Here is a 23,175-nt window from a genome sequence, read left to right as displayed (position 1 = left end):
CATGTGTTTACGCTTATGTGATCTAGATCATGCAGGCGCCCGGAACACCCTGTTATTTTTTAGGTTCTTAATCTGACGCCTTACGCCATCGCGAGGCCTGTTTTGCAGCAGCATGACCGTCTCATTGCGGCAATTGAAGCGATCTACGCTGCAGCGTCCGATCCGTCGCGCTGGCCGTCGACCCTCGAGGTCGTCACGAAATGCTTCGACGATTTTGGGGCAATCCTTATTTATGGCCGGGACGACGGCAGTTTCGGCGTCATCGAATCTCCTTCACTGAAGGAAGTGAGCGCCGAATACGCCCTGAATTGGAGTGATCGCGACATCCGGGCGATCCGGGCGCGCGAACGCGGCTATTTCTTCAAGCGGGACGTCATTACCGACCGCGATCTCCTGACACCTGAGGAGATGGAGACTGATCCCTTCTACAGCGATTTCCTGCGGCGGTATGGCCTGAAGTATTTCGCGGCAGCGACCGTCTCTCCGGACCCTCATATTGAAGTCGCGTTGAGTGTGCAGCGTGCGATCGGCCGTCCGGAATACTCGGAAGATGAATTGCACATACTGGAGCGGCTTGCTCCGCATGTGGAAACGTCGCTGCGTCTGAGCATTCATCTGATGGACTCCCAGTCCGTCAACGCCGGCATGGGCATCGCGATGGCCCGGATCGGAATCGGCGTGTTTGCGCTGGATGCGATGGGCCGCGTGGTGTCCTCCAACGCGGCCTCCCAGGCGCTTCTGGGCGACGGATTGAATATCGTGAACGACCGCCTGGTGCTGGCAAATCCGGCAGCGAGCGGGGAGGCCGTAACCGCGATCCGGAATGCCCTCGACGGGAACCGGATTATCCTGTCGCAAGAAACCAAACCGATCCTGGTACATCGGCAGAACGCCAGCCGGCCGCTGGCGCTGTATGTGCTGCCGATCCCGGCGAAGAATGTCGGCAACGGTTTTCTCACCCGTGCCCGGGCAATCGTCCTCTTGATGAACCCGACTGCGGACGGCATTCCCGATCCTTCGCTAATCCGCGATGTTCTCGGTGTGACGCTGGGCGAAGCCCGCATTGCCGCGCTGGTGGGTTCCGGATTATCGCCTAAGGACGCTGCGGAGCGGCTTGGAATTGCCGAAGAAACCGCGCGATCGGTCCTGAAGCGGGTCTTTTCCAAGGTCGGCGTGTCGCGCCAGAGCGAGCTCGCCGCCATGATGGCGCGGCTTGTCATCAAATAGGCGGGCGGAACTTCGGTCGAACCTGATGTTTGTCCTGAGCAATACCTCTTACGGCTTTGACCCATTTGGGGGATGTATCATCCTGCCTCCGCCGTACTGTGTGGCCATTCTGTGACCAACGAAGATGCGTATGCGATTAGGGCAGGGCCATAGAAACGGGCGATAGTTTGAAGCCATAGGACATGATCGCCTCGCGGTGATTATTTTGGTGTTCGTGGCTCGGAATACTGAGGACCACCTCTATGGGCCGGCCGCCAGCCGGCCTATTTCTTTTCCGGCATGGGGTCGCTCAGCCGCCCGAGCCGCCCCTCCCAAGCGTGGGCTGATGCTGCCGCGAATGCCAGCGCCCCGGTTGCCCCCCGCTGCGGGCGGCCCGGCCAGACCGGCAAAAACGCTGTTCTTTTAGTCATCTTCAGTCTTTTTTCGCGTCGGATCGTGCTTTGTTCATCTTCCCTTCAGATGAAAAACGCATTTGTTTAAGGAGAGTTAGACCGGCGGTAACTCGACAAAAAGGGCCGGCGAGGGGCGAAGGACGACATGCTCGATCTTGCGATTGTTGGCGGTGGGCCGGGTGGCCTGATGAGCGCCTGGTACCTCAAGAAGAAACTTGGAGCGCTTTGCCGCGTCACGATCTACGAGGCGTCCGACCGCGTCGGCGGCAAGATCCTGACGAAGCAATTCGACACCTCGCCGGCCATCTACGAGGCGGGCGTGGCCGAGATCTACGACTACTCGATGACCGGTCCCGATCCGTTGCGGGAGCTGATCCAGCATTTCGGCTTGCAGACCATTCCGATGGATGCCGAGCAGGTCCAGCTCGACGGCGAGTTACTCGACGATGTGCCCGGCATGCGCCGCAAGTACGGCCCGCAGACCGCCAAGGCGATCGAGGATTTCCGCAAGCTCTGCACAAAGATGGTGTCGCCCACCGAATATTATGAAGGCGTCGGCGCGCACGACAACGAACATCCCTGGGCCTACATCAGCGCCGAGGAATTGCTGGACCGCGAAGTGGCCGATCCGGTCGCCAAGCGCTTCCTGAAAGTGATGGCGCGGTCGGACATTGCTACCGAGCCGCACAACACCAATGGGCTCAATGCGCTGAAGAACTTCGTGATGGATGTGGACGGCTATATCGGCCTCTACTCGATCCAGAACGGCAACGAGCAGCTCATCCACAGCCTGCAAAGCGAAATCGAAGCCGACATCCAGTTGAACCATCGGGTGCTCAAGGTCGGCAAGGCTGATTCCGGGCGCTACGCCATCAACATGATGAACGGCAAGGGGCCGATCACCAAGGAGCATGACCTGGTCGTGATGTGCCTGCCGCATTCATGGCTGACGACCCTGCGCTGGGATGGCGAATTGCTGCGCCATTCGATGGTGAAGCACATCGCCTATTTCGATCGTCCGGCTCACTACCTGCGGGTCTCGATCCTGTTCGACGAGCCGTTCTGGGGCGACAAGGTTCCGGGCGCGTGGTGGATGTCCGAGGCGTTCGGCGGCTGCTGCGTTTACGTCGAAGGCGCGCGGCACGATGTCGGCCGCCAGGGTGTGCTGAACTGGCTGATCCCGGGCTCCGATGCGCTGGCGTTCGCCAATCTCAGCGACAAGGAACTGATCGACGCGGCGATCAAGTCGCTGCCGAAGTCGTTCGGCAATGCCCGCGCGCATTTCCTCGAAGGCAAGACCCATCGCTGGCTGTCGTCGGTAAACTCCATTCCGGGCGGATTGCCTGCGCGCGACGTCATGACAAATCATCACCCCGAGCCGCACGAGCATCCGGGCTTCGTCGTCGTCGGCGACTATCTGTTCGATTCGACGCTGAACGGCCTGCTGGACTCGTCGGATGCGGCGACCGACATCATCCTGACGCAGATGATCAAGCTGCGCTATGAGCGCGGCGAAAGCGGCAATGTGCCGTCCGACAAGATCGACCGCGCTTATTTCGACAACTACCGCAACACCGGACCCTACGGCGAGGTCTGGAACCAGTTCACCGATCCGGACTATCTGATGAACCTCATCAAGATCGTCTGGAACCGGGCCAAGGGCTACAAGCTGCTGGTCGCGGGTTCGGCGAGCGGCGAACTGGTCGGCGCGCTGCGCGAACGCGGCATCGATGCCTGGGGCGTCGAGAACAACCGCTACATTCACGGCAAGACGCCGAAGGCGCTGCGCAAGTACAACAAGCTCGGCTCGCTCACCAGGCTGCCGTTCAAGGCCGGCGAGTTCGATTTCGTGTTCGAGACCAGCCTCTGCCACATCTCGCCCAAGCAGGTGACGCGCGCCGTCCGCGAGCTCAATCGCGTGGTGAAGGCCGGCTTCGTGTTCGGCTCGATCACCAGCGACATGATGCCGGCCCTGATCGACCGCTACGACCTGCTGCGTGGCGTGAAGAAGCTCGGCACCTGGTGGGAATGGTCCGAACTGTTCTTCGGCAACGGTTTCGATCTGTCGATGCATCGCCGCGACACCACTGACGCGGTATGGGATGCGACGCTCGCGGCCAACAAGGGGCCGGGCGATTGGTACGCCGACGCCGACAGCCTGCGCTATTCGTTCTTTGACAAGATTGCCGACGACGACTAATCGCTGGGAAGCGGCGGCCATCCGGCCGCTGCCACAAGTGATTGCGGTCGTTTGGCCGAGCAGCGACGGTTTTAGATGGCGACCACCCCGGATACCGACAAGCCAGCGTCGGGCAAGCCGCTCGACGATGAAGCCGCGCGCCTTGCCGCGGCACAGGCCGACATGCCTGCGCCTCCCGAGCCGGACGACATCGACGACGACGATGACGACGACGATGAGGATCTCGTCGCCTTTACCGCGAGCGAGGCAGCGGGTGCGTTCGCAACCCTGTGGCGGTTCACTTGGCCGCATCTGCGCAACTACAAGACCTGGCTCAGCTTCGTCGCGATCGGCCTTTTCATCGAGACGTTGTTCAACGTCATCATGCCGCTCAGCCTGAAATTCCTGATCGACGATGCGCTCGGCGAGGAAGATTTCCAGGCGCTCTACACCATTCTGGGCGTTCTGGCGGTCGCGGGCATCGTCACATCCATCGTCGCGGTATGGTACGAGCGCTGGGACGCGCGGCTGGCGGCTTCGGTGATCTCGGATGTCCGCTCGCGGCTGTTCGAACATGTCCAGAATCTGCCGGCGGCGTTCTTCGGACGCACCAAACGCGGCGAGATACTGTCGCGGTTTTCCGTCGATATGGCGGGCTATGAATCCTCGATCAAGCATTTCGCCAACAGCGCGGGGCTACCGTTCCTCGAACTGATCGCGGGCATCGGTCTGATGATCTGGCTGAACTGGCAGCTCGCCGCCGTGGCGCTCCTGATATTTCCGATCACGCTGATCGGCCCGCGCATCCTGACGCCCAAGGCCGTTCAGGCCAACTACGAGCAGAAGGTCAACGAATCCGCGATTCTCGGCGTGGTGCAGGAGAACGTCGCGGCGCAGATGGTGGTGAAGGCGTTCGGCCTGCAACGCAAGGCGTTCGGCTGGTTCAATTTCCGCAACAACGCGGCGCGCCGCTCGATGGCGGACGCGACTTTCCTTTCGACCATGGTGGAACGCACCGTCACCGTGTCAGTGCTGTTGCTGCATCTGATCGTGCTGGCGATCGGCGCATATCTCGCGACCATCGGCAAGATTTCCATCGGTACGTTCGTCACTTTCGAAAGTGCGTTCTGGGAAATTTCCTACAACATCGCGCATCTGATGCATTTCATTCCCGTCGCGATCCAGGCGGCGGCCGCCGCGCGGCATATGGAAGAACTGCTCGACGAACCGACGCGCGGCGCCGACCGGCCCGGCGCACCGGACTTGCCGCGCATCACCGACAACATCAACTTCGACCGCGTGGTCTTCAAATATGAGGGCAGCGACGCCACGGTACTCGACGGGCTCTCGCTCAAGATCGGAGCGGGTAAGAACATCGCCATCGTGGGGCCGAGCGGCTCCGGCAAAAGCACGCTGCTCAATCTGATCCTGCGCCTCTACGAGCCGAACGAGGGCAAGGTGACCATCGATGGCGTCGACATCCGGAAGGTGACGCGCGACTCGCTGCGCAGGAGCATGGCGGTGGTGTTTCAGGAGAACATGCTGTTCAACATGTCGATCCGCGAGAACATTCGCCTCGGCAAGGACGGCGCGACTGACGCCGAGGTCGTGGACGCTGCAAAGAAGGCCGAGATCCATCGTTACATCATGACGCTGCCGCAGAAGTACGACACGGTGGTCGGCGAGCGCGGCGATACACTGTCCGGCGGCCAGCGCCAGCGCATCGCAATCGCGCGCGCCATCGTCCGCAACCCATCGGTGCTGCTGCTGGACGAGGCGACGTCGGCGCTGGATCAGACCACGGAGGCGGCGATCAACCGCACGCTGCTCAGGGTCGCCAAGGGCCGCACCATGATCTTCTCGACCCACCGGCTGACATCGGTGGTCGATATGGATGAAATCATCGTCATCAGCAACGGCAAGGCCATTGAGCGCGGCCCGCACGCCGAGTTGCTCAAGGCCAACGGCATGTACCGGAAGCTCTGGGACGACCAGCTTCATCAGTCGCATCATCCCGCAGAGGACGACGACGATGATGATGACGAGGATTGATCGGTAAGACGGCCGTTACGGCTGCGCGGTTCGTCTGACGGTGAGCGTCTCGCGCGCGTGACGCAGGGCGCCGACACCGAAGCGGTGCAGAAAACGGACCCACCGGCGGACGTGCCACGGCAAACCAGTATCGATGGAAATCGAACGCAGATCGTAGGCCTGTCGCCGTGCGGAGGCGTCGTTGGCGCACTTTTCCGGGTCGTCGTAGAACTGCGAAATCTTCGACGCGTCCATGCCCTCGCTGGCGAGCCACGCCGGGATGTAGGCGTTGCACAGCCGCTGCACGTCCATGAACACCTTGCCGGTGCCGGTGCCTGCGGCAGGGCACGATGTGCAGAATGCATCGCCGACCAGGACGATGCCGGCCTGCCGGTGTCCCGTGGTGACGTAGAGATCCGCCGGACGAATCTTGATCGTGCCGTCGACCCTGAACTCGCCGGAAAGCGCGCGGAGGTTCGGCATCAGTTCGTGGATGGCCTGTTCCGGCGTCTGGCGCATCCGGCGCAGCCATGGATCGTCCATGCCGCGATAGACCATCAGGTTGGCGCGCATAGCGGAGCCGATCGGGAACAGCGTCAGATAGGACATCTGCGCCGCCGAACTCTCCGTGAAATAGGTCAGCGCGGGAAATTCAAATGCGTCGCGGCCGACCGGCACGACATTGAAACCAACGGTGATGGAATGGCACGGGCTGATGACCTCGCGCTCGATGCCGAGCACATGACGCAGGCCGATATTCAGGCCATTCGCCAGCACGATCAGCCGCGCGGAAATCTCTTCGCCGTTTGACAGTGTCAGTGTCTGGCGATCGGAGTTGGTCGCGACGGCGGTGACCTTGGCTTCGATGAAATCGACTGCTTCAGGAATCTGGCGGCGGACGGTGTTCACCAGATCGTCGTAGATGATGCCGTGCTGGTCGCTGGGTTTCTTGTCGAGCAGACGACCCAGCCGTGCGGTCCAGGCGCTGTGATCGAGCGTGGTGGCGGCGAGTACGGCATCGGCGATGCCGGTCTTGCGCAGCAGGTCGAGCTGATAGCCGCCGAGCTTTTCGCAGCGGAAGTCGGGTGGATAGATTTTATGAGGATCGATCAGGATCGAGGAGATACCGGCGCGGCCCAGCATCGCGGCTGCGGTCGATCCCGCAAGTCCGCCGCCGATGATGGCGATGTCCGTGTGCCGCATGTTTGGCCTCGTTTTGAGCTACTTAGCATCACGGCCGCAAACTCGACTAAAGCTTGAATGAAACGTGGTGAACAGCCGGTGAGGTTAATGCTGCGAAAACGCGAGTATTAACGATTTAAATGGTTGTGACTTGCCTGCGTCGGGCGGTCGCAGCATTACTTTGGTGGGGCCGCTTTGATTAACTTGGATCATGGTCATGCATCCGCAATCCGGCACCGCGAAAATGCGGCATCGACACGCCTCGGCGCAGGTTTGGCCTTCATGATTTCAGTTACGGTCGCATCGCCGGGCCAGGATATTTCCGCGCAGTGGGATGATCTCATCCGCCGCGCGCCCGGCAACGCATTCATGAATCCGGTCGCGCTGAAAGCGGCCTTCGACACCATGTTCGCGGTGGTCCATGTGCTGCTGGCCTGGGAGGAGGGCGCCGAGTCCGCGCGCCTGGTTGGACTCTGGGCGCTTCAGCAGCGCAGCGTCATGACGTTCTGGCCGGCGATGCTCGAGGCCCGCCCTTACAACTATGCATTTTTGTCGACGCCGGTGATCGATCCCGCCTTCGCAGGTGAGGTGATCCCCGCGTTCTTTGCCGCGATCCGCAACAATTCCGCGCTGCCCAATGTGGTCAGCCTGAAGGAAATGGATGCGGATTCGCAGGCCTATGCGGCGATCCAGAAGACGATAGCGGACGAACGGCATGCGCATCTGGCGCTCACCCGGAGCCTGAGGCCGTCGGTGACGCGCGAGAAGGGCGTGAAGAATTCGGGCTCGACCCGCAAGAAGCTGCGGCAGGACTGGAACAGGCTGTCGGCTCTCGGCACGCTTGAGGTGGTCAACGCGCGCAATGTGGACGCAACAAGGGCCGCATATGAGCAGTTCCTCGATCTCGAAAAGCGAAGCTGGAAGGGCGCCGAGGGCACCGCGATTCTTTGCAGCGAGCGGGACACGGCGTTTACCCGGCGGCTGATCGGAGATCTCGCGATGGACGGTAATGCGTCGGTGGCGATGCTGCGGCTCGACGGGCGGGTGATTGCCGCCCAGGTGCTGATGTATTGTGGGCCAACGGCCTACACCTGGAAAATCGCGTTCGACGGCGAGTTTGCGAAATACTCGCCGGGCGCGGTCCTCATCGACAAGCTGACCGAGCAGCTCTTCACCACGACGGACGTGCAGGCCATCGATTCGTGTTCCGCGGAGGGCAGCTTCATGGCCCGGCTCTGGACCGGCCGGAAAACCATGGTCGACGTCGTGGTCGATGTCGGTTCGACCCGCTCATTGGTGTTCGCCCTCGAGGCGGCCCGGCAGTACGCTTATGAGCGGCTGCGCGATCTGCGGGATTGGCTGCGGGCGGCCTCCCTGATCCCGGCGAGGCGGCGGCTGGCTCCGAATCTGTAAAACCGCTATGTTGTCGGCCTTTTTAAGCCATTGAAATAAAAGTATATTTTGCTATCGACGGGGTAGGTATTTGCCCGTTCCGCCGGCGAGAGCGGGCCATTTGCGGGTTGCGCAGGTGTCCGGAGCCACCGCCGGGGCCGGGTCTGCGGGCTCAGAATCGGCCAGACTTTGCCCGATGAAGATTCGCGCGCATCGTCACAATCGGTGACCGCGGGGCTTCATGCGGTGCGTCAGAAGTGGCTCTGGCGCTTGCTCTTTTCGCATGTCGTTTGGTCTTGACTTGAGTGTGCATGGCTTATAAAACCCGCCCACTTCACGACAGGCGGTGAGCTTCCCTGCGTCGGAACGGATCACCTTTTCAGCCCCGTGCTTTGTCCGGGATGAAACGGCACCAACCTCGACGAATGTCGCTCAAACGCTGTCGGCACTAGCCAGGCAATGCCAGGACATACTTGATCTCTCGGGCGCCAGCGCTTTTGCGCACGCCTTAAAAGATCAGTCTCGGATGCATGACCACGGTTTCGATTGTGGTCCTCTGTGGCGTTCAAGCGCTTTCCATTCGGAGCCCGAATGGATGGCGCCGTTTCGTTTTGCGCATGTTGAGTGCGCGGCGCGAACCGGGAGCCCCAGTCTGGTTGCCGGCGTGAAGCGAGTGGGGCGGTTGGCTCCGAATGAATTTGCGAAGCTCACAAGGCTTCGCGCGAACAAGGGTGAAGGCGAACGATGCCGACGATCAACCAGCTGATCGCGAATCCACGCGAAGCGCAGAAGTCGCGCAAGAAGGTGCCAGCGCTGCAGCAGTCGCCGCAGAAGCGCGGCGTTTGCACGCGCGTCTATACGACGACTCCGAAGAAGCCCAACTCGGCGCTTCGTAAGGTCGCAAAGGTGCGCCTGACCAACGGCTTCGAGGTCATCGGCTACATTCCGGGTGAAGGCCACAACCTTCAGGAACACTCGGTGGTCATGATCCGCGGCGGCCGCGTCAAGGATTTGCCCGGCGTGCGCTACCACATTCTCCGCGGCGTCCTCGATACGCAGGGCGTCAAGAACCGCAAGCAGCGCCGTTCGAAGTACGGCGCGAAGCGTCCGAAGTAAGCGGGAGCATTTACGATGTCGCGTCGCCATTCGGCTGAAAAACGTGAAGTGAACCCGGATCCGAAGTTCGGGAACATCATCATCACCAAGTTCATGAATTCGATCATGTACGACGGCAAGAAGTCTGCCGCCGAAAGCATCGTCTACGGTGCGCTCGAAATGATCGAGCAGAAGACCAAGCAGGGACCGCTGCCGGTGTTCGAGCAGGCGCTGGAAAACGTGATGCCGACCATCGAAGTGCGCTCGCGCCGTGTCGGTGGCGCCACCTATCAGGTGCCGGTTGAAGTTCGTTCTGTGCGCCGTCAGGCGCTCGGCATCCGCTGGATCATCACGGCCGCCCGCGGCCGCAACGAGAAGACGATGACCGAGCGGCTCTCCGCCGAGCTGCTCGATGCGTCGAACAATCGGGGCAACGCAGTCAAGAAGCGTGAAGACGTGCATAAGATGGCGGAAGCCAACCGCGCCTTCTCGCACTATCGCTGGTAACGGCGAAACGAACGGAAATTTAAGGACAGCCCTATGCCCCGCCTTCATGCCATCGAGGACTACCGTAATTTCGGTATCATGGCGCACATCGACGCCGGTAAAACGACGACGACCGAGCGCATCCTCTATTATACCGGCAAGAGCCACAAAATCGGCGAAGTGCATGAAGGTGCCGCGACGATGGACTGGATGGAGCAGGAGCAGGAGCGTGGCATCACGATCACTTCGGCTGCGACCACCGCGTTCTGGAACGGCAAGCGCCTGAACATCATCGACACCCCCGGCCACGTCGACTTCACCATCGAGGTCGAGCGTTCGCTGCGCGTGCTCGACGGCGCCGTTTGCGTTCTCGACTCCAACCAGGGCGTTGAGCCGCAGACCGAAACCGTCTGGCGCCAGGGCGACAAGTATAAAGTGCCGCGCATCGTCTTCGCCAACAAGATGGATAAGACCGGTGCCGACTTCTACAAGTGTCTGCAGGACATCATCGATCGTCTCGGTGCGAAGCCGGTTGCGATCCAGCTGCCGATCGGTTCGGAAAACAACTTCAAGGGTCTGATCGATCTCGTCCGCATGAAGGCCGTCGTCTGGAAAGACGAAGCCCTCGGCGCGAAGTACGAGGACGAAGAGATTCCGGCTGACATGGTCGAGAAGGCCAAGGAATACCGCGAGAAGATGCTGGAAGCCGCCGTCGAACTCGACGACGATGTTCTTGCTGCCTATCTCGACGGCAAGGAGCCGGACGAGGCGACTCTCAAGCGCATGATCCGCAAGGCGGTTCTGACCGGTGCGTTCTATCCCGTGCTGTGCGGTTCGGCCTTCAAGAACAAGGGCGTTCAGCCGCTGCTCGACGCCGTGGTCGACTATCTTCCGTCACCGGTCGACGTGCCTGCGATCAAGGGCACTGACGAGGACGGCAATGAGGTCGTGCGCAAGGCGGACGACAAGGAGCCGCTCGCGCTGCTCGCGTTCAAGATCATGGACGACCCGTTCGTCGGCACCATCACCTTTTGCCGCATCTACTCCGGCATTCTCCAGAGCGGCACCGGCGTCATCAACTCGACCCGCGAGAAGAAGGAACGTATCGGCCGCATGCTGCTGATGCATGCGAACAACCGCGAAGACATCAAGGAAGCCTATGCCGGCGATATCGTTGCGCTGGCTGGCCTCAAGGAAGCGCGCACCGGCGACACGCTGTGCGATCCGGATCATCCGGTCATTCTTGAAAAGATGGAATTCCCGGAGCCGGTGATCGAAATCGCGATCGAGCCGAAGTCGAAGGCCGATCAGGAAAAGCTGGGCGTTGCTCTGGCGAAGCTCGCGGCGGAAGATCCGTCGTTCCGGGTGTCGACCGATCACGAGTCCGGCCAGACCATTCTGAAGGGCATGGGCGAACTCCATCTCGACATCAAGGTCGACATTCTCCGCCGCACCTACAAGGTCGACGCCAACATCGGCGCGCCGCAGGTGGCGTTCCGCGAGAAGATCACCAAGAAGGCCGAGGTCAAGTACACCCACAAGAAGCAGACCGGTGGTACGGGCCAGTTCGCCGAAGTGTCGATCATCGTCGAGCCGAACGAGCCGGGCGCCGGTTACGAGTTCGAATCGAAGATCGTCGGCGGCGCGGTGCCGAAGGAATACATCCCCGGCGTGGAAAAGGGCCTCAACAGCGTGATGGGGTCGGGCGTCGTTGCCGGCTTCCCGGTGGTTGACGTCAAGGTCCAGCTCGTGGACGGCAAGTACCACGACGTCGACTCGTCGGCGCTTGCCTTCGAAATCGCATCGCGGGCTGCGTTCCGCGAAGCGCTTCAGAAGGGCAAGTCGGTCCTCCTCGAGCCGATCATGAAGGTCGAGGTTGTGACTCCTGAGGATTACACGGGTTCGGTGATCGGCGATCTCAACTCTCGCCGTGGCCAGATCCAGGGGCAGGATATGCGTGGCAACGCCAACGTCATCAATGCGATGGTGCCGCTCATGAACATGTTCGGTTACGTGAACAACCTGCGCTCGATGAGCCAGGGGCGCGCGACCTTCACGATGCAATTCGATCACTACGCTGAAGCGCCGGCCAACGTGTCGGCAGAAGTCCAGAAAAAGTTTGCTTGATTTCTTTGACGCGAGTCAAAGTTGAACGGAGAACGTCATGGCTAAAGCTAAATTCGAACGTAACAAACCGCACTGCAACATCGGCACCATCGGTCACGTCGACCATGGCAAGACATCGCTGACCGCAGCGATCACCAAGGTTCTGGCCGAAGCCGGCGGTGCGACGTTCACCGCTTACGACCAGATCGACAAGGCGCCGGAAGAGAAGGCGCGCGGCATCACCATCTCGACCGCTCACGTCGAGTACGAGACCGCGAACCGTCACTACGCTCACGTCGATTGCCCCGGCCACGCCGACTACGTGAAGAACATGATCACGGGTGCCGCGCAGATGGACGGCGCGATCCTGGTCGTGTCGGCTGCCGACGGCCCGATGCCGCAGACCCGCGAGCACATCCTGCTCGCCCGTCAGGTCGGCGTGCCTGCGCTCGTCGTGTTCATGAACAAGTGCGACATGGTCGACGATCCGGAGCTGCTCGAGCTCGTGGAAATGGAAGTCCGCGAACTGCTCTCGAAGTACAACTTCCCGGGCGACGATATTCCGATCATCAAGGGCTCGGCTCTTGCCGCCCTCGAAAACAAGGATCCGAAGCTGGGCCACGACGCGGTTCTCGAGCTGATGAAGGCTGTTGACGCCTACATCCCGCAGCCAGAGCGTCCGGTTGATCTTCCGTTCCTGATGCCGGTCGAAGACGTGTTCTCGATCTCGGGCCGCGGTACCGTCGTGACCGGCCGTGTCGAGCGCGGCATCATCAAGGTCGGCGAGGAAATCGAAATCGTCGGTCTGAAGGCCACCCAGAAGACCATCGTCACCGGCGTCGAAATGTTCCGCAAGCTGCTCGATCAGGGCCAGGCTGGCGACAACATCGGTGCGCTGCTTCGCGGCACCAAGCGCGAAGAAGTCGAGCGCGGTCAGGTTCTCTGCAAGCCGGGTTCGGTCAAGCCGCACACCAAGTTCAAGGCTGAGGCTTACATCCTCACCAAGGAAGAGGGCGGACGTCACACCCCGTTCTTCACCAACTACCGTCCGCAGTTCTACTTCCGCACGACCGACGTGACGGGCGTGGTTCACCTGCCGGAAGGCACTGAAATGGTGATGCCGGGCGACAACATCGCGATGGAAGTGCATCTGATCGTGCCGATCGCGATGGAAGAGAAGCTTCGCTTCGCTATCCGCGAAGGCGGCCGCACCGTCGGTGCAGGCGTCGTCGCAAGCATCATCGAGTAAGAAGCGAATAGCGAATGGGGAGTAGCGAATAGGAAAGTTCTACTCGCTATTCGCTACTCACTACTCGCCAGTTGGACTCTCGCTATTCCGTTTTAGAAAGATCGCGGCAATGAACGGCCAGAATATTCGCATTCGTCTCAAGGCGTTCGACCATCGGATTCTCGATACGTCGACCCGCGAGATCGTGAACACGGCAAAACGTACCGGTGCCCAGGTTCGCGGACCTATTCCGCTGCCGACCCGCATCGAGAAGTTCACCGTCAACCGTTCGCCGCACGTCGACAAGAAGAGCCGCGAGCAGTTCGAGATGCGCACTCACAAGCGTCTTCTCGATATCGTCGATCCGACCCCGCAGACCGTGGACGCGCTGATGAAGCTCGACCTCGCCGCAGGTGTCGACGTCGAGATCAAGCTCTGAGCATGACCCCGAAAAGTGGGCACCGGTTTTCGGACCGGGTCATGCTCACAAAGTAGATTAGTTAGTCCCTCGGGACAGAAAGAACAGGAAGCACGCCGATGCGCTCCGGAGTGATCGCACAAAAGGTCGGGATGACGCGGGTCTTTACGGAGACCGGTGAACATATCCCTGTGACCGTGCTCAAGTTGGGCAATTGCCAGGTTGTTGGCCATCGCACCACTGACAAGAACGGTTATGTCGCTTTGCAGCTCGGTTCGGGCTCGCGCAAAAGCGTCTATCTGCCGAAGGCTGAGCGCGGCCAGTTCGCCGTCGCCAAGGTCGAGCCGAAGCGCAAGGTCGCGGAATTCCGCGTCTCGGAAGATTCGCTGATCCCGGTCGGCGCTGAAATCCAGGCGGATCATTTCGTTGTCGGCCAGTTCGTCGATGTGACGGGCACCTCGGTCGGTAAGGGCTTCGCGGGCGGCATGAAGCGCTGGAACTTCGGCGGCTTGCGCGCAACCCACGGCGTCTCGGTCTCGCACCGTTCGATCGGTTCGACCGGCGGCCGTCAGGATCCCGGCAAGACCTTCAAGAACAAGAAGATGCCTGGTCACATGGGCGTCGATCGCATCACCACGCTGAACCTGCGCGTTGTCCAGACGGACGTTGCGCGCGGTCTGGTCCTCGTCGAAGGCGCCGTTCCCGGCTCCAAGGGCGGATGGATCACGATGCGCGATGCGGTGAAGAAGCCGCTTCCGAAGGAAGCTGCGAAGCCTGGCAAGTTCAAGCTGGCCGGCGGAACCGATGCTGCTCCTGAAGCAGCTCCGGCTGAGGAGGGCGCGTGATGGAATTGAAGGTCACAACCCTTGAAGGCAAGGCCGCTGGTTCGGTTCAGCTCTCCGACGAGATCTTCGGCCTTGAGCCGCGCAAGGATCTGATCCAGCGCGTCGTCAACTGGCAGCTCGCCAAGCGTCAGGCCGGCACGCACAAGGCCAAGGGCCGTGCGGAAGTCTGGCGCACCGGCAAGAAGATGTACAAGCAGAAGGGCACCGGCGGTGCGCGTCACGGTTCGGCTCGCGTTCCGCAGTTCCGCGGCGGTGGCCGTGCATTCGGTCCGGTCGTCCGCTCCCACGCGCACGATCTGCCGAAGAAGGTGCGCGCGCTCGGCCTCAAGCATGCCCTGTCGGCGAAGGCCAGGGACGGCGGTCTCGTCGTGATCGAGAACGCCGATCTGAAGGAAGCCAAGACCAAGGCGCTGCTCGGACACTTCTCGAGCCTGGAGATCACCAACGCGCTCATCATCGACGGCGCCGAAGTGAATACCGGTTTCGCGAGCGCTGCGCGCAACATTCCGCACATCGACGTGCTGCCGATCCAGGGCATCAACGTCTATGACATTCTGCGCCGTCAGAAGCTCGTTCTGACCAAGGCCGCTCTCGATGCGTTGGAGGCGCGCTTCAAATGAAGACTCAGGATGCGCGTCATTACGACATCATCGTTGCGCCGGTCGTGACCGAAAAGGCGACTGTGGCTTCCGAGCACAACAAGGTTGTGTTCAAGGTCGCGGCCAAGGCGACCAAGCCGCAGATCAAGGACGCGATTGAGAAGCTGTTCGACGTCAAGGTGAAGAGCGTCAACACGCTGGTCCGCAAGGGCAAGACGAAAGTCTTCCGCGGCCAGTTCGGTTCTCAGTCGGATACCAAGCGCGCTGTTGTGACCCTCGAAGAGGGTCATCGCATCGACGTGACCACCGGGCTGTAAGGCGAACGACGATGGCATTGAAAACATTCAACCCCACGACGCCAGGCCAGCGCCAGCTGGTGATGGTCGATCGTTCGGCGCTGTACAAGGGCAAGCCCGTCAAGGCTTTGACCGAAGGCAAGCACTCGTCCGGCGGACGCGGCAATACCGGCCGCATCACCGTGCGTTTCCGCGGCGGCGGCCACAAGCAGGCTTATCGCATCGTCGACTTCAAGCGTAAGAAGACCGACGTGCCGGCCAAGGTCGAGCGTCTCGAGTACGATCCGAACCGCACCGCGTTCATCGCGCTGATCAAGTACGCCGATGGCGAGCAGGCTTATATCCTGGCGCCGCAGCGTCTGGCCGTTGGAGACACCGTTGTCGCCGGCAGCTACGTCGACGTGAAGCCGGGCAACGTCATGCCGCTCGGCAACATGCCGGTCGGCACCATCGTGCATAACGTCGAGCTGAAAATCGGGAAGGGCGGCCAGATCGCTCGTTCCGCGGGCACCTACGCCCAGATCGTCGGCCGCGACCACGACTTCGTCATCATCCGTCTGAATTCGGGCGAACAGCGCCTGGTTCACGGCCGCTGCATCGCCACCATCGGCGCTGTGTCGAACCCGGATCACATGAACATCTCGATCGGCAAGGCCGGTCGCAAGCGCTGGATGGGCCGTCGTCCGCATAACCGCGGCGTCGTCATGAACCCCGTCGACCATCCGCACGGCGGCGGCGAAGGCCGCACCTCGGGCGGCCGTCACCCGGTTACGCCGTGGGGCAAGCCGACCAAGGGCAAGAAGACGCGTTCTAACAAGTCGACCAACAAGTTCATTCTCATCAGCCGCCACAAGCGGAAGAAGAAGTAAGGATCGCCGGACATGGTTCGTTCAGTCTGGAAAGGCCCGTTCGTTGAAGGCTCTCTGCTCAAGAAGGCAGATGCCGCGCGTTCGTCCGGCCGTCACGACGTTATCAAGATCTGGAGCCGCCGCTCGACGATCCTCCCGCAGTTCGTGGGACTCACCTTCGGCGTCTACAACGGCCAGAAGCATGTTCCGGTCGCAGTGAACGAGGAAATGGTCGGTCACAAGTTCGGCGAGTTCTCGCCGACGCGGACCTTCCACGGCCATTCGGGCGATAAGAAAGCCAAGAAGTAAGGGCTTGAGGACTTAGTCATGAGCAAACCAAAGCGCGAACGGGTTCTCCCGGACAATGAGGCAAAGGCGGTAGCCCGCATGCTTCGCGTCAGCCCGCAGAAGCTGAACCTTGTTGCGCAGCTGATCCGCGGCAAGAAGGCATCGTCTGCGCTCGCCGACCTGCAGTTCTCGCGCAAGCGGATCGCCGGCGACGTCAAGAAGTGCCTGGAGTCCGCGATTGCGAACGCCGAGAACAACCATGACCTCGATGTCGACGCTCTGGTCGTCGCAGAGGCGCATGTTGGCAACGGCATCGTGATGAAACGTTTCGCACCGCGCGGCCGTGGCCGTTCGGGTCGTGTTTTTAAGCCGTTCTCGCAGCTGACGATCGTCGTTCGTCAGGTCGAGGCCGAGGCGAGCGCCTAAGGGCGGGAGAGAACGATGGGTCAGAAGATTAATCCAATCGGGCTGCGTCTGGGCATCAACCGGACCTGGGATTCCCGTTGGTTCGCAGGCAAGAACGAGTATGCGAAGCTCCTCCACGAGGACATCCGCATCCGTGAAATCCTGATGAAGGAACTGAAGCAGGCTGCGGTCGCGCGCATCGTGATCGAGCGCCCGCACAAGAAGTGCCGCGTGTCGATCCACTCGGCGCGTCCGGGCGTCGTGATCGGCAAGAAGGGCGCCGACATCGACAAGCTGAAGAAGAAGGTCGCCGAGATCACCGACTCCGACGTCGTGATCAACATCATCGAAATCCGCAAGCCGGAGCTCGATGCGACCCTGGTCGCTGAATCGATCGCGCAGCAGCTCGAGCGCCGTGTTGCGTTCCGCCGCGCCATGAAGCGCGCCGTTCAGTCGGCGATGCGTCTGGGCGCCGAAGGCATCCGCATCAACTGCTCGGGCCGTCTCGGCGGCGCCGAAATCGCGCGCATGGAGTGGTACCGCGAAGGCCGCGTGCCGCTGCACACGCTGCGCGCCGATGTCGATTACGGGGTCGCGACCGCGTTCACGACGTTCGGCACCTGCGGTGTGAAGGTCTGGATCTTCAAGGGCGAAATCCTTGAGCACGATCCGATGGCGCAGGACAAGAAGATGGCCGAAGGCGACAGCGGACGTCCGTCGCGTCGCGATGCGGCCTGATTGAAATTCGAAGAAGGTTTGAGGGCGTAAAGCCATGATGCAACCAAAGAAGACGAAGTTCCGGAAGGCGCATAAGGGCCGTATCCACGGCGTCGCCTCGTCGGGCGCGACGTTGGCCTTTGGCCAGTTCGGCCTGAAGGCGATGGCGCCTGAGCGCATCACGGCGCGTCAGATCGAAGCCGCCCGTCGCGCGCTGACCCGTCACATGAAGCGTGCCGGCCGCGTCTGGATCCGCGTGTTTCCGGATCTGCCTGTGTCGAAGAAGCCCGCCGAAGTGCGAATGGGCTCGGGCAAGGGCACCCCGGAATTGTGGGTTGCCCGCGTCAAGCCCGGCCGTCTCATTTTCGAGATCGACGGCGTGACCCAGCAAACCGCGAAGGAAGCACTGTCGCTCGCCGCCGCCAAGCTGCCGATCAAGACGCGCTTCGTTGCGCGCATTGCGGAGTAAGGAACCGATCATGGCCGAACTCAAAGTCGAAGATATCCGCGCGATGAGCCCCGATCAGATGGACGAAGCCGTCCTCAATCTGAAGAAGGAGCGGTTCAATCTGCGCTTCCAGCGCGCCACCGGGCAGCTCGAGAACACCTCGCGCCTGCGTGAGGCTCGCCGCGATATCGCACGTATCAAGACTGTCGCTGCGCAGAAGCGCGCCGCGCAGACCAAGACGAAGTAAGGGGCGAAAGATGCCGAAGCGTACTCTCCAGGGCGTCGTCGTCAGCGACAAGCAGGACAAGACCATCGTCGTGCGTGTCGACCGCCGCTTCACCCATCCGATCTACAAGAAGACCATTCGCCGGTCCAAGAACTACCATGCGCATGACGAGAACAATCAGTTCAAGGCAGGCGACACGGTCTGGATCGAAGAAAGCAAACCACTCTCGAAATTGAAGCGCTGGACGGTTGTTCAGAGCGACAAGAAAACAGCTTAAGCGCAAATAGCGCATCAGAAAGAGGACGAGGTGCATCAATGATTCAGATGCAGACCAACCTCGACGTGGCCGATAATTCCGGCGCGCGCCGTGTCATGTGCATCAAGGTTCTTGGAGGTTCCAAGCGCCGGTACGCGACTGTGGGTGACATCATTGTCGTTTCCATCAAGGAAGCCATCCCTCGCGGGAAGGTGAAGAAGGGCGACGTGATGAAAGCCGTCGTCGTTCGCGTTGCGAAGGATATTCGCCGCGCCGATGGTTCCGTCATCCGTTTCGACCGCAACGCGGCTGTGTTGATCAACAACCAGTCCGAGCCGGTCGGTACCCGTATCTTCGGGCCGGTGCCGCGCGAGCTTCGCGCCAAGAACCACATGAAGATCATCTCGCTTGCGCCGGAGGTGCTGTAATGGCTGCCAAGATCCGCAAGGGTGACAAGGTCATCGTGCTCAACGGCCGCGACAAGGGCCGGACCGGCGAAGTGTTCGAGGTGCGTCCCACCGAGAGCAAGGCGCTCGTGCGTGGCGTCAACCTGGTGAAGCGTCACCAGAAGCAGACGCAGGCGCAGGAGGGCGGCATCATCTCGAAGGAAGCCCCGATCCACCTGTCGAACATCGCGATCGTCGGCAAGGACGGCAAGCCGACCCGCGTCGGCTTCAAGATTCAGAAAGATGGCACCAAGGTGCGCGTCGCCAAGCGCTCGGGAGCAGAGATCGATGGCTGAGACCGCATACGTTCCGCGCTTGCGCGCGCAGTTCGACAAGGAGATTCGCGGCAAGCTGGTTGAGCAGTTCGGTTACACGAACGCTTTGCAGGTGCCGGTTCTCGAGAAGGTCGTGCTCAACATGGGCATCGGCGAGGCCGTCAACGACCGCAAGAAGGTCGAGCTGGCTGCCGCCGATCTCGCGCTGATCGCCGGCCAGAAGCCGATCGTCACGCATTCGCGCAAGGCGATCGCGACCTTCAAGCTGCGTGAAGGTCAGGCCATCGGCGCCAAGGTGACGCTGCGCAAGTCCAAGATGTACGACTTCGTCGATCGTCTTGTGAACATCGCGCTGCCTCGCGTCCGCGACTTCCGCGGCCTCAATCCGAAGAGCTTCGACGGCATGGGCAACTACTCGCTCGGCCTCAAGGAGCATCTGGTGTTCCCGGAAATCGACTACGACAAGTCGGGCGAGACCTGGGGCATGGACATTACGATCTGCACCACCGCGACCACCGATGACGAGGCGCGCGCGTTGCTGACCGCATTCAATTTTCCGTTCCGGCAGTGAGACACTGAACTAGTCAGCGTCTCAAACGCGGAAAGGTATGGAGACTACTCGTATGGCGAAGAAAAGTTCAGTCGAGAAGAATAACCGGCGTCAGAAGATGACGAAGAACGCTGCGGCCAAGCGCGCGCGCTTGAAGGCGATTATCGCCGACAAGAACAAGCCGATGGAAGAGCGTTTCGCGGCGACGATCAAGCTTGCCGAGATGCCGCGCAACTCGTCGGCGACCCGCATCCGCAACCGCTGCGAAATCAGCGGCCGTTCGCGCTCGGTCTATCGCAAGAACAAGATGAGCCGCATCGCGCTCCGTGATTACGGCTCGAAGGGCCTGATCCCGGGCCTCGTAAAGTCAAGCTGGTAAGGAGGGTCGGTCATGTCAACGCACGATCCGATCAGCGATCTCATCACCCGTATCCGCAACGCGCAGATGCGCTCCAAGTCCAAGGTTTCGACCCCGGGCTCGAAGATGCGCGCCAATGTTCTCGAAGTGCTGAAGGCCGAGGGTTATATCCGCGGCTACGCAGCGGTCGAGCACGCCGGCGGCCACAATGAACTGGAAATCGAACTGAAGTACTTCGACGGCGAGCCGGTCATCAAGGAGATCGAGCGCGTGTCGAAGCCGGGCCGCCGGGTTTACGCGTCGGTGAAGAACCTGCCGCGCGTCCGCAACGGCCTCGGCATCTCGGTTCTGTCGACGCCGAAGGGAATCATGGCTGACCACGACGCGCGTGACGCGAATGTGGGCGGCGAAGTTCTCTTCACGGTGTTCTAAGGAAGGAAGATCAATGTCACGCGTAGGCAAGAAGCCCGTCGCGATCGCCTCCGGCGTCACCGCGAATATCGAAGGGCAGACCGTCAAGATGAAGGGTCCGAAGGGCGCCCTTCAGTTCGTCGTGCATGACGACGTTGCGGTCGAGATGAAGGATGGCGCGATCACCGTTGCGCCGCGCTTCGAGACCAAGCGCGCGCGTTCGCTGTACGGCACCGCTCGCGCCCAGATCGCGAATCTGGTCGAAGGCGTCACCAAGGGCTTCGAGAAGAAGCTGGAAATCACCGGCGTCGGTTACCGCGCCGCGTTGCAGGGCAAGAACCTGCAACTCGCGCTCGGTTACAGCCACGACGTGATCTATCCGATTCCGGAAGGGATCACGATCACCGTGCCGAAGCCGACCGAAATCACCATCGTCGGCAACGACAGCCAGCGCGTCGGCCAGGTTGCCGCCGAGATCCGCAGCTATCGTCCGCCGGAGCCCTACAAGGGCAAGGGCGTGAAGTACGCCAACGAGTTTATCTTCCGCAAGGAAGGCAAGAAGAAGTAACGGAGCCGGTCATGTCGAAACTCAAGGTCACGAATGCCCGGCGCAAGCAGCGCGTGCGTCTCGCGCTGCGCCGGACGGCGAACGGGCGTCCGCGCCTGTCGGTGTTCCGCTCGTCGAAGCACATCTACGCTCAGGTCATCGACGATCTGAAGGGCGAGACGCTGGCTTCGGCCTCGTCGCTGGAAAAGACGATGCGCGATACCGGCAAGACCGGCGCGGACATCGACGCGGCGAAGGCTGTCGGCAAGCTGCTGGCGGAGCGCGCCGTGAAGAACGGCGTCAAGGAAGTGATTTTCGACCGTGGTGGCTATCTCTACCACGGCCGCGTCAAGGCGCTCGGCGAAGCCGCGCGTGAAAGCGGCTTGAGCTTCTGAGCTCAGCCTTTGAATTTGGTTTGAACGGACACAAGGTCAGGGGCGCGAGCCTCACAAGGATTGGAAAACACCATGGCAGGTGAACGCGAACGCGGTGGACGCGAGCGGGGCGGTCGGGATCGGGAAGAGCGCGACAGCGAGTTCGTCGACAAGCTCGTCCACATCAATCGTGTTGCGAAGGTCGTCAAGGGCGGCAAGCGCTTCGGTTTCGCAGCTCTGGTCGTCATCGGCGACCAGAAGGGCCGGGTCGGGTTCGGCCACGGCAAGGCGCGCGAAGTGCCGGAAGCGATCCGCAAGGCGACCGAGTCGGCGAAGCGCAACCTGACGCGCGTTGCTCTGCGCGAAGGCCGCACTCTGCATCACGACATTGCTGGCCGTCATGGCGCTGGCCGCGTTTATCTGCGCGCAGCTCCTGCCGGTACCGGCATCATCGCGGGCGGCCCGATGCGCGCCGTGTTCGAGACGCTCGGCATCCAGGACGTGGTGGCGAAGTCGATCGGCTCGTCGAATCCCTACAACATGGTTCGCGCGACGTTCGACGCGCTGAAGCATCAGGATTCGCCGCGTTCGGTTGCAAACCGCCGCAACATCAAGGTTTCGACGTTGCAGTCCCGCCGTGTCGGCGGCGACGCGGAAGCTGTCGCGGAATAATGAGGGCATGATCCGGAAAAGTGGTCTTCCGGTTTTCCGATAGGATCATGCCAGTCTGAAAAGACGTTTTGGAGTTAGGACAATGGCCAAGGCCGCAACGAAAACCATCAAGGTCGAGCAGACGGGTAGCCCGATCCGCCGTCAGGCCGCGCAGCGCGCGACGCTGATCGGCCTGCGTCTCAACAAGATCGGCCGTGTCTCTGAGTTGCAGGATTCGCCTGCGGTTCGCGGCATGATCGACAGGGTCAAGCACCTCGTTCGCGTCGTCGACGAGAAGTAAGGAAGCAAGCGATGAAGCTCAATGAGATCGCCGACAACAGCGGCTCGCGCAAGAAGCGCATGCGGGTTGGCCGTGGCATTGGCTCCGGCAAGGGCAAGCAGGCGGGCCGCGGCGGCAAGGGCCAGACCGCGCGTTCGGGTGTGCGCATCAAGGGTTTTGAAGGCGGCCAGATGCCGCTGCATCGCCGTCTGCCGAAGCGCGGCTTCAACAACATTTTCCGGCTCGACCTGACCGAGGTCAATCTCGACCGTCTTCAGGAAGCCATTGATGCCAAGAAGCTCGATGCCAAGGCGACCGTGAACGCGGAGGCGCTGGTGAAGTCCGGACTGCTGCGTCGTTCGAAGGACGGCGTGCGGCTGCTCGGCCGCGGTGAACTCAAGGCCAAGCTCAACATCGAAGTCCACGGCGCGACCAAGTCCGCGATCGAGGCAGTCGAGAAGGCCGGCGGTTCGGTGAAGATCCTCGCTCCGGCGAAGGACGAAGCTGCACAGAAGGCTGCTGCCAAGAAGCCGAACAGGAAGGCTTCGTAAGATTCGACCGATCCCGCCTTTGTGACCGGCCACCGCGACAAGACTTCCTATATGGTCGTGCGAAGTCT

Annotated in this window: 30 protein-coding genes; 29 read left to right on the top strand and 1 reads right to left on the bottom strand. The window is 61.3% G+C overall.

Going from position 1 to position 23,175, the window contains the following annotated elements; translation table 11 throughout:
- The first annotated feature begins 102 nt into the window (after positions 1–102).
- From AC1Q6J_RS05625 to AC1Q6J_RS05615, 3 genes are all read left to right on the top strand, one after another.
- Complete coding sequence (locus AC1Q6J_RS05625) at positions 103–1,227, top strand: helix-turn-helix transcriptional regulator (protein ID WP_492278344.1); 1,125 nt, start codon at positions 103–105, stop codon at positions 1,225–1,227.
- A gap of 537 nt (positions 1,228–1,764) precedes the next feature.
- A complete protein-coding gene (locus AC1Q6J_RS05620) occupies positions 1,765–3,819 on the top strand; it encodes an FAD-dependent oxidoreductase (RefSeq protein ID WP_492278343.1) in 2,055 nt (684 codons plus the stop codon).
- A gap of 75 nt (positions 3,820–3,894) precedes the next feature.
- Entirely contained in the window at positions 3,895–5,850 is a 1,956-nt protein-coding gene (locus AC1Q6J_RS05615) for an ABC transporter ATP-binding protein (protein WP_492278342.1), read from the top strand.
- A gap of 15 nt (positions 5,851–5,865) precedes the next feature.
- Here AC1Q6J_RS05615 and AC1Q6J_RS05610 read toward each other — a convergent pair whose 3' ends face one another.
- Entirely contained in the window at positions 5,866–7,032 is a 1,167-nt protein-coding gene (locus tag AC1Q6J_RS05610) for an FAD-dependent oxidoreductase (protein WP_492278341.1), read from the bottom strand.
- A gap of 261 nt (positions 7,033–7,293) precedes the next feature.
- On the opposite strand from AC1Q6J_RS05610, the gene AC1Q6J_RS05605 reads away from it, so the two are divergent.
- From AC1Q6J_RS05605 to rplO, 26 genes are all read left to right on the top strand, one after another.
- Positions 7,294–8,424, top strand: a complete 1,131-nt coding sequence (locus tag AC1Q6J_RS05605; RefSeq protein WP_492278340.1) for a GNAT family N-acetyltransferase — start codon at positions 7,294–7,296, stop codon at positions 8,422–8,424.
- Between the two features lie 723 nt (positions 8,425–9,147).
- Complete coding sequence (gene rpsL / locus AC1Q6J_RS05600) at positions 9,148–9,519, top strand: 30S ribosomal protein S12 (protein WP_002712306.1); 372 nt, start codon at positions 9,148–9,150, stop codon at positions 9,517–9,519.
- A 15-nt stretch (positions 9,520–9,534) separates the two neighbouring features.
- Positions 9,535–10,005 carry a 30S ribosomal protein S7 gene (gene rpsG, locus AC1Q6J_RS05595; RefSeq protein ID WP_235100692.1) on the top strand — a complete coding sequence of 157 codons (471 nt, stop codon included), beginning with the start codon at positions 9,535–9,537 and terminating at the stop codon, positions 10,003–10,005.
- A 33-nt stretch (positions 10,006–10,038) separates the two neighbouring features.
- Complete coding sequence (gene fusA / locus AC1Q6J_RS05590; protein ID WP_492278339.1) at positions 10,039–12,111, top strand: elongation factor G; 2,073 nt, start codon at positions 10,039–10,041, stop codon at positions 12,109–12,111.
- A gap of 37 nt (positions 12,112–12,148) precedes the next feature.
- On the top strand, positions 12,149–13,339 hold the full coding sequence (gene tuf / locus AC1Q6J_RS05585) for an elongation factor Tu (RefSeq protein WP_492278338.1): 1,191 nt from the start codon (positions 12,149–12,151) through the stop codon (positions 13,337–13,339).
- Between the two features lie 109 nt (positions 13,340–13,448).
- On the top strand, positions 13,449–13,757 hold the full coding sequence (gene rpsJ, locus AC1Q6J_RS05580; protein WP_002712302.1) for a 30S ribosomal protein S10: 309 nt from the start codon (positions 13,449–13,451) through the stop codon (positions 13,755–13,757).
- Positions 13,758–13,855: 98 nt separating this feature from the next.
- On the top strand, positions 13,856–14,581 hold the full coding sequence (rplC, locus tag AC1Q6J_RS05575; protein ID WP_492278337.1) for a 50S ribosomal protein L3: 726 nt from the start codon (positions 13,856–13,858) through the stop codon (positions 14,579–14,581).
- Entirely contained in the window at positions 14,581–15,201 is a 621-nt protein-coding gene (gene rplD, locus AC1Q6J_RS05570; protein WP_492278336.1) for a 50S ribosomal protein L4, read from the top strand. Before rplC ends, rplD begins: the two co-directional genes overlap by 1 nt.
- Positions 15,198–15,497: a 50S ribosomal protein L23 gene (locus AC1Q6J_RS05565; RefSeq protein WP_492278335.1), complete on the top strand. Its 300-nt coding sequence runs from the start codon at positions 15,198–15,200 to the stop codon at positions 15,495–15,497. The genes rplD and AC1Q6J_RS05565 overlap by 4 nt, the downstream gene beginning before the upstream one ends.
- 11 nt (positions 15,498–15,508) lie before the next feature.
- Positions 15,509–16,345 (top strand): 50S ribosomal protein L2, encoded by an 837-nt coding sequence (gene rplB / locus AC1Q6J_RS05560; RefSeq protein ID WP_492278334.1) that lies wholly within the window; start codon positions 15,509–15,511, stop codon positions 16,343–16,345.
- Positions 16,346–16,357: 12 nt separating this feature from the next.
- Entirely contained in the window at positions 16,358–16,633 is a 276-nt protein-coding gene (rpsS, locus tag AC1Q6J_RS05555; RefSeq protein ID WP_002712297.1) for a 30S ribosomal protein S19, read from the top strand.
- Positions 16,634–16,651: 18 nt separating this feature from the next.
- Positions 16,652–17,038 carry a 50S ribosomal protein L22 gene (gene rplV / locus AC1Q6J_RS05550; RefSeq protein WP_006021065.1) on the top strand — a complete coding sequence of 129 codons (387 nt, stop codon included), beginning with the start codon at positions 16,652–16,654 and terminating at the stop codon, positions 17,036–17,038.
- Between the two features lie 15 nt (positions 17,039–17,053).
- Complete coding sequence (gene rpsC, locus AC1Q6J_RS05545) at positions 17,054–17,755, top strand: 30S ribosomal protein S3 (RefSeq protein ID WP_492278333.1); 702 nt, start codon at positions 17,054–17,056, stop codon at positions 17,753–17,755.
- 34 nt (positions 17,756–17,789) lie between these two features.
- The gene (gene rplP, locus AC1Q6J_RS05540) at positions 17,790–18,203 is read left to right on the top strand and encodes a 50S ribosomal protein L16 (protein ID WP_024575004.1); all 414 of its coding nucleotides are present in this window, start codon (positions 17,790–17,792) and stop codon (positions 18,201–18,203) included.
- 10 nt (positions 18,204–18,213) lie between these two features.
- A complete protein-coding gene (rpmC, locus tag AC1Q6J_RS05535) occupies positions 18,214–18,429 on the top strand; it encodes a 50S ribosomal protein L29 (protein WP_492278332.1) in 216 nt (71 codons plus the stop codon).
- Between the two features lie 10 nt (positions 18,430–18,439).
- Positions 18,440–18,685 carry a 30S ribosomal protein S17 gene (rpsQ, locus tag AC1Q6J_RS05530; protein ID WP_006021061.1) on the top strand — a complete coding sequence of 82 codons (246 nt, stop codon included), beginning with the start codon at positions 18,440–18,442 and terminating at the stop codon, positions 18,683–18,685.
- A gap of 38 nt (positions 18,686–18,723) precedes the next feature.
- Positions 18,724–19,092, top strand: a complete 369-nt coding sequence (gene rplN / locus AC1Q6J_RS05525) for a 50S ribosomal protein L14 (protein WP_002712291.1) — start codon at positions 18,724–18,726, stop codon at positions 19,090–19,092.
- Positions 19,092–19,406 (top strand): 50S ribosomal protein L24, encoded by a 315-nt coding sequence (gene rplX, locus AC1Q6J_RS05520; protein ID WP_492278331.1) that lies wholly within the window; start codon positions 19,092–19,094, stop codon positions 19,404–19,406. The genes rplN and rplX overlap by 1 nt, the downstream gene beginning before the upstream one ends.
- Complete coding sequence (gene rplE / locus AC1Q6J_RS05515; protein WP_062314872.1) at positions 19,399–19,956, top strand: 50S ribosomal protein L5; 558 nt, start codon at positions 19,399–19,401, stop codon at positions 19,954–19,956. The genes rplX and rplE overlap by 8 nt, the downstream gene beginning before the upstream one ends.
- Positions 19,957–20,008: 52 nt before the next feature.
- On the top strand, positions 20,009–20,314 hold the full coding sequence (rpsN, locus tag AC1Q6J_RS05510; protein WP_492278330.1) for a 30S ribosomal protein S14: 306 nt from the start codon (positions 20,009–20,011) through the stop codon (positions 20,312–20,314).
- A gap of 12 nt (positions 20,315–20,326) precedes the next feature.
- A complete protein-coding gene (gene rpsH, locus AC1Q6J_RS05505) occupies positions 20,327–20,725 on the top strand; it encodes a 30S ribosomal protein S8 (RefSeq protein WP_492278329.1) in 399 nt (132 codons plus the stop codon).
- A gap of 13 nt (positions 20,726–20,738) precedes the next feature.
- A complete protein-coding gene (rplF, locus tag AC1Q6J_RS05500; RefSeq protein WP_492278328.1) occupies positions 20,739–21,272 on the top strand; it encodes a 50S ribosomal protein L6 in 534 nt (177 codons plus the stop codon).
- 11 nt (positions 21,273–21,283) lie between these two features.
- The gene (rplR, locus tag AC1Q6J_RS05495) at positions 21,284–21,646 is read left to right on the top strand and encodes a 50S ribosomal protein L18 (RefSeq protein ID WP_492278327.1); all 363 of its coding nucleotides are present in this window, start codon (positions 21,284–21,286) and stop codon (positions 21,644–21,646) included.
- 72 nt (positions 21,647–21,718) lie between these two features.
- On the top strand, positions 21,719–22,297 hold the full coding sequence (rpsE, locus tag AC1Q6J_RS05490; RefSeq protein ID WP_006021054.1) for a 30S ribosomal protein S5: 579 nt from the start codon (positions 21,719–21,721) through the stop codon (positions 22,295–22,297).
- Between the two features lie 82 nt (positions 22,298–22,379).
- On the top strand, positions 22,380–22,577 hold the full coding sequence (gene rpmD, locus AC1Q6J_RS05485) for a 50S ribosomal protein L30 (protein ID WP_006021053.1): 198 nt from the start codon (positions 22,380–22,382) through the stop codon (positions 22,575–22,577).
- Between the two features lie 11 nt (positions 22,578–22,588).
- Positions 22,589–23,107, top strand: a complete 519-nt coding sequence (gene rplO, locus AC1Q6J_RS05480) for a 50S ribosomal protein L15 (protein WP_492278326.1) — start codon at positions 22,589–22,591, stop codon at positions 23,105–23,107.
- The last annotated feature ends 68 nt before the right edge of the window (positions 23,108–23,175 follow it).

It is taken from the genome of Afipia sp. MLSD5-FHT05B12, from assembly GCF_058793355.1.
This window is presented reverse-complemented; position numbering and strand designations above follow the sequence as displayed.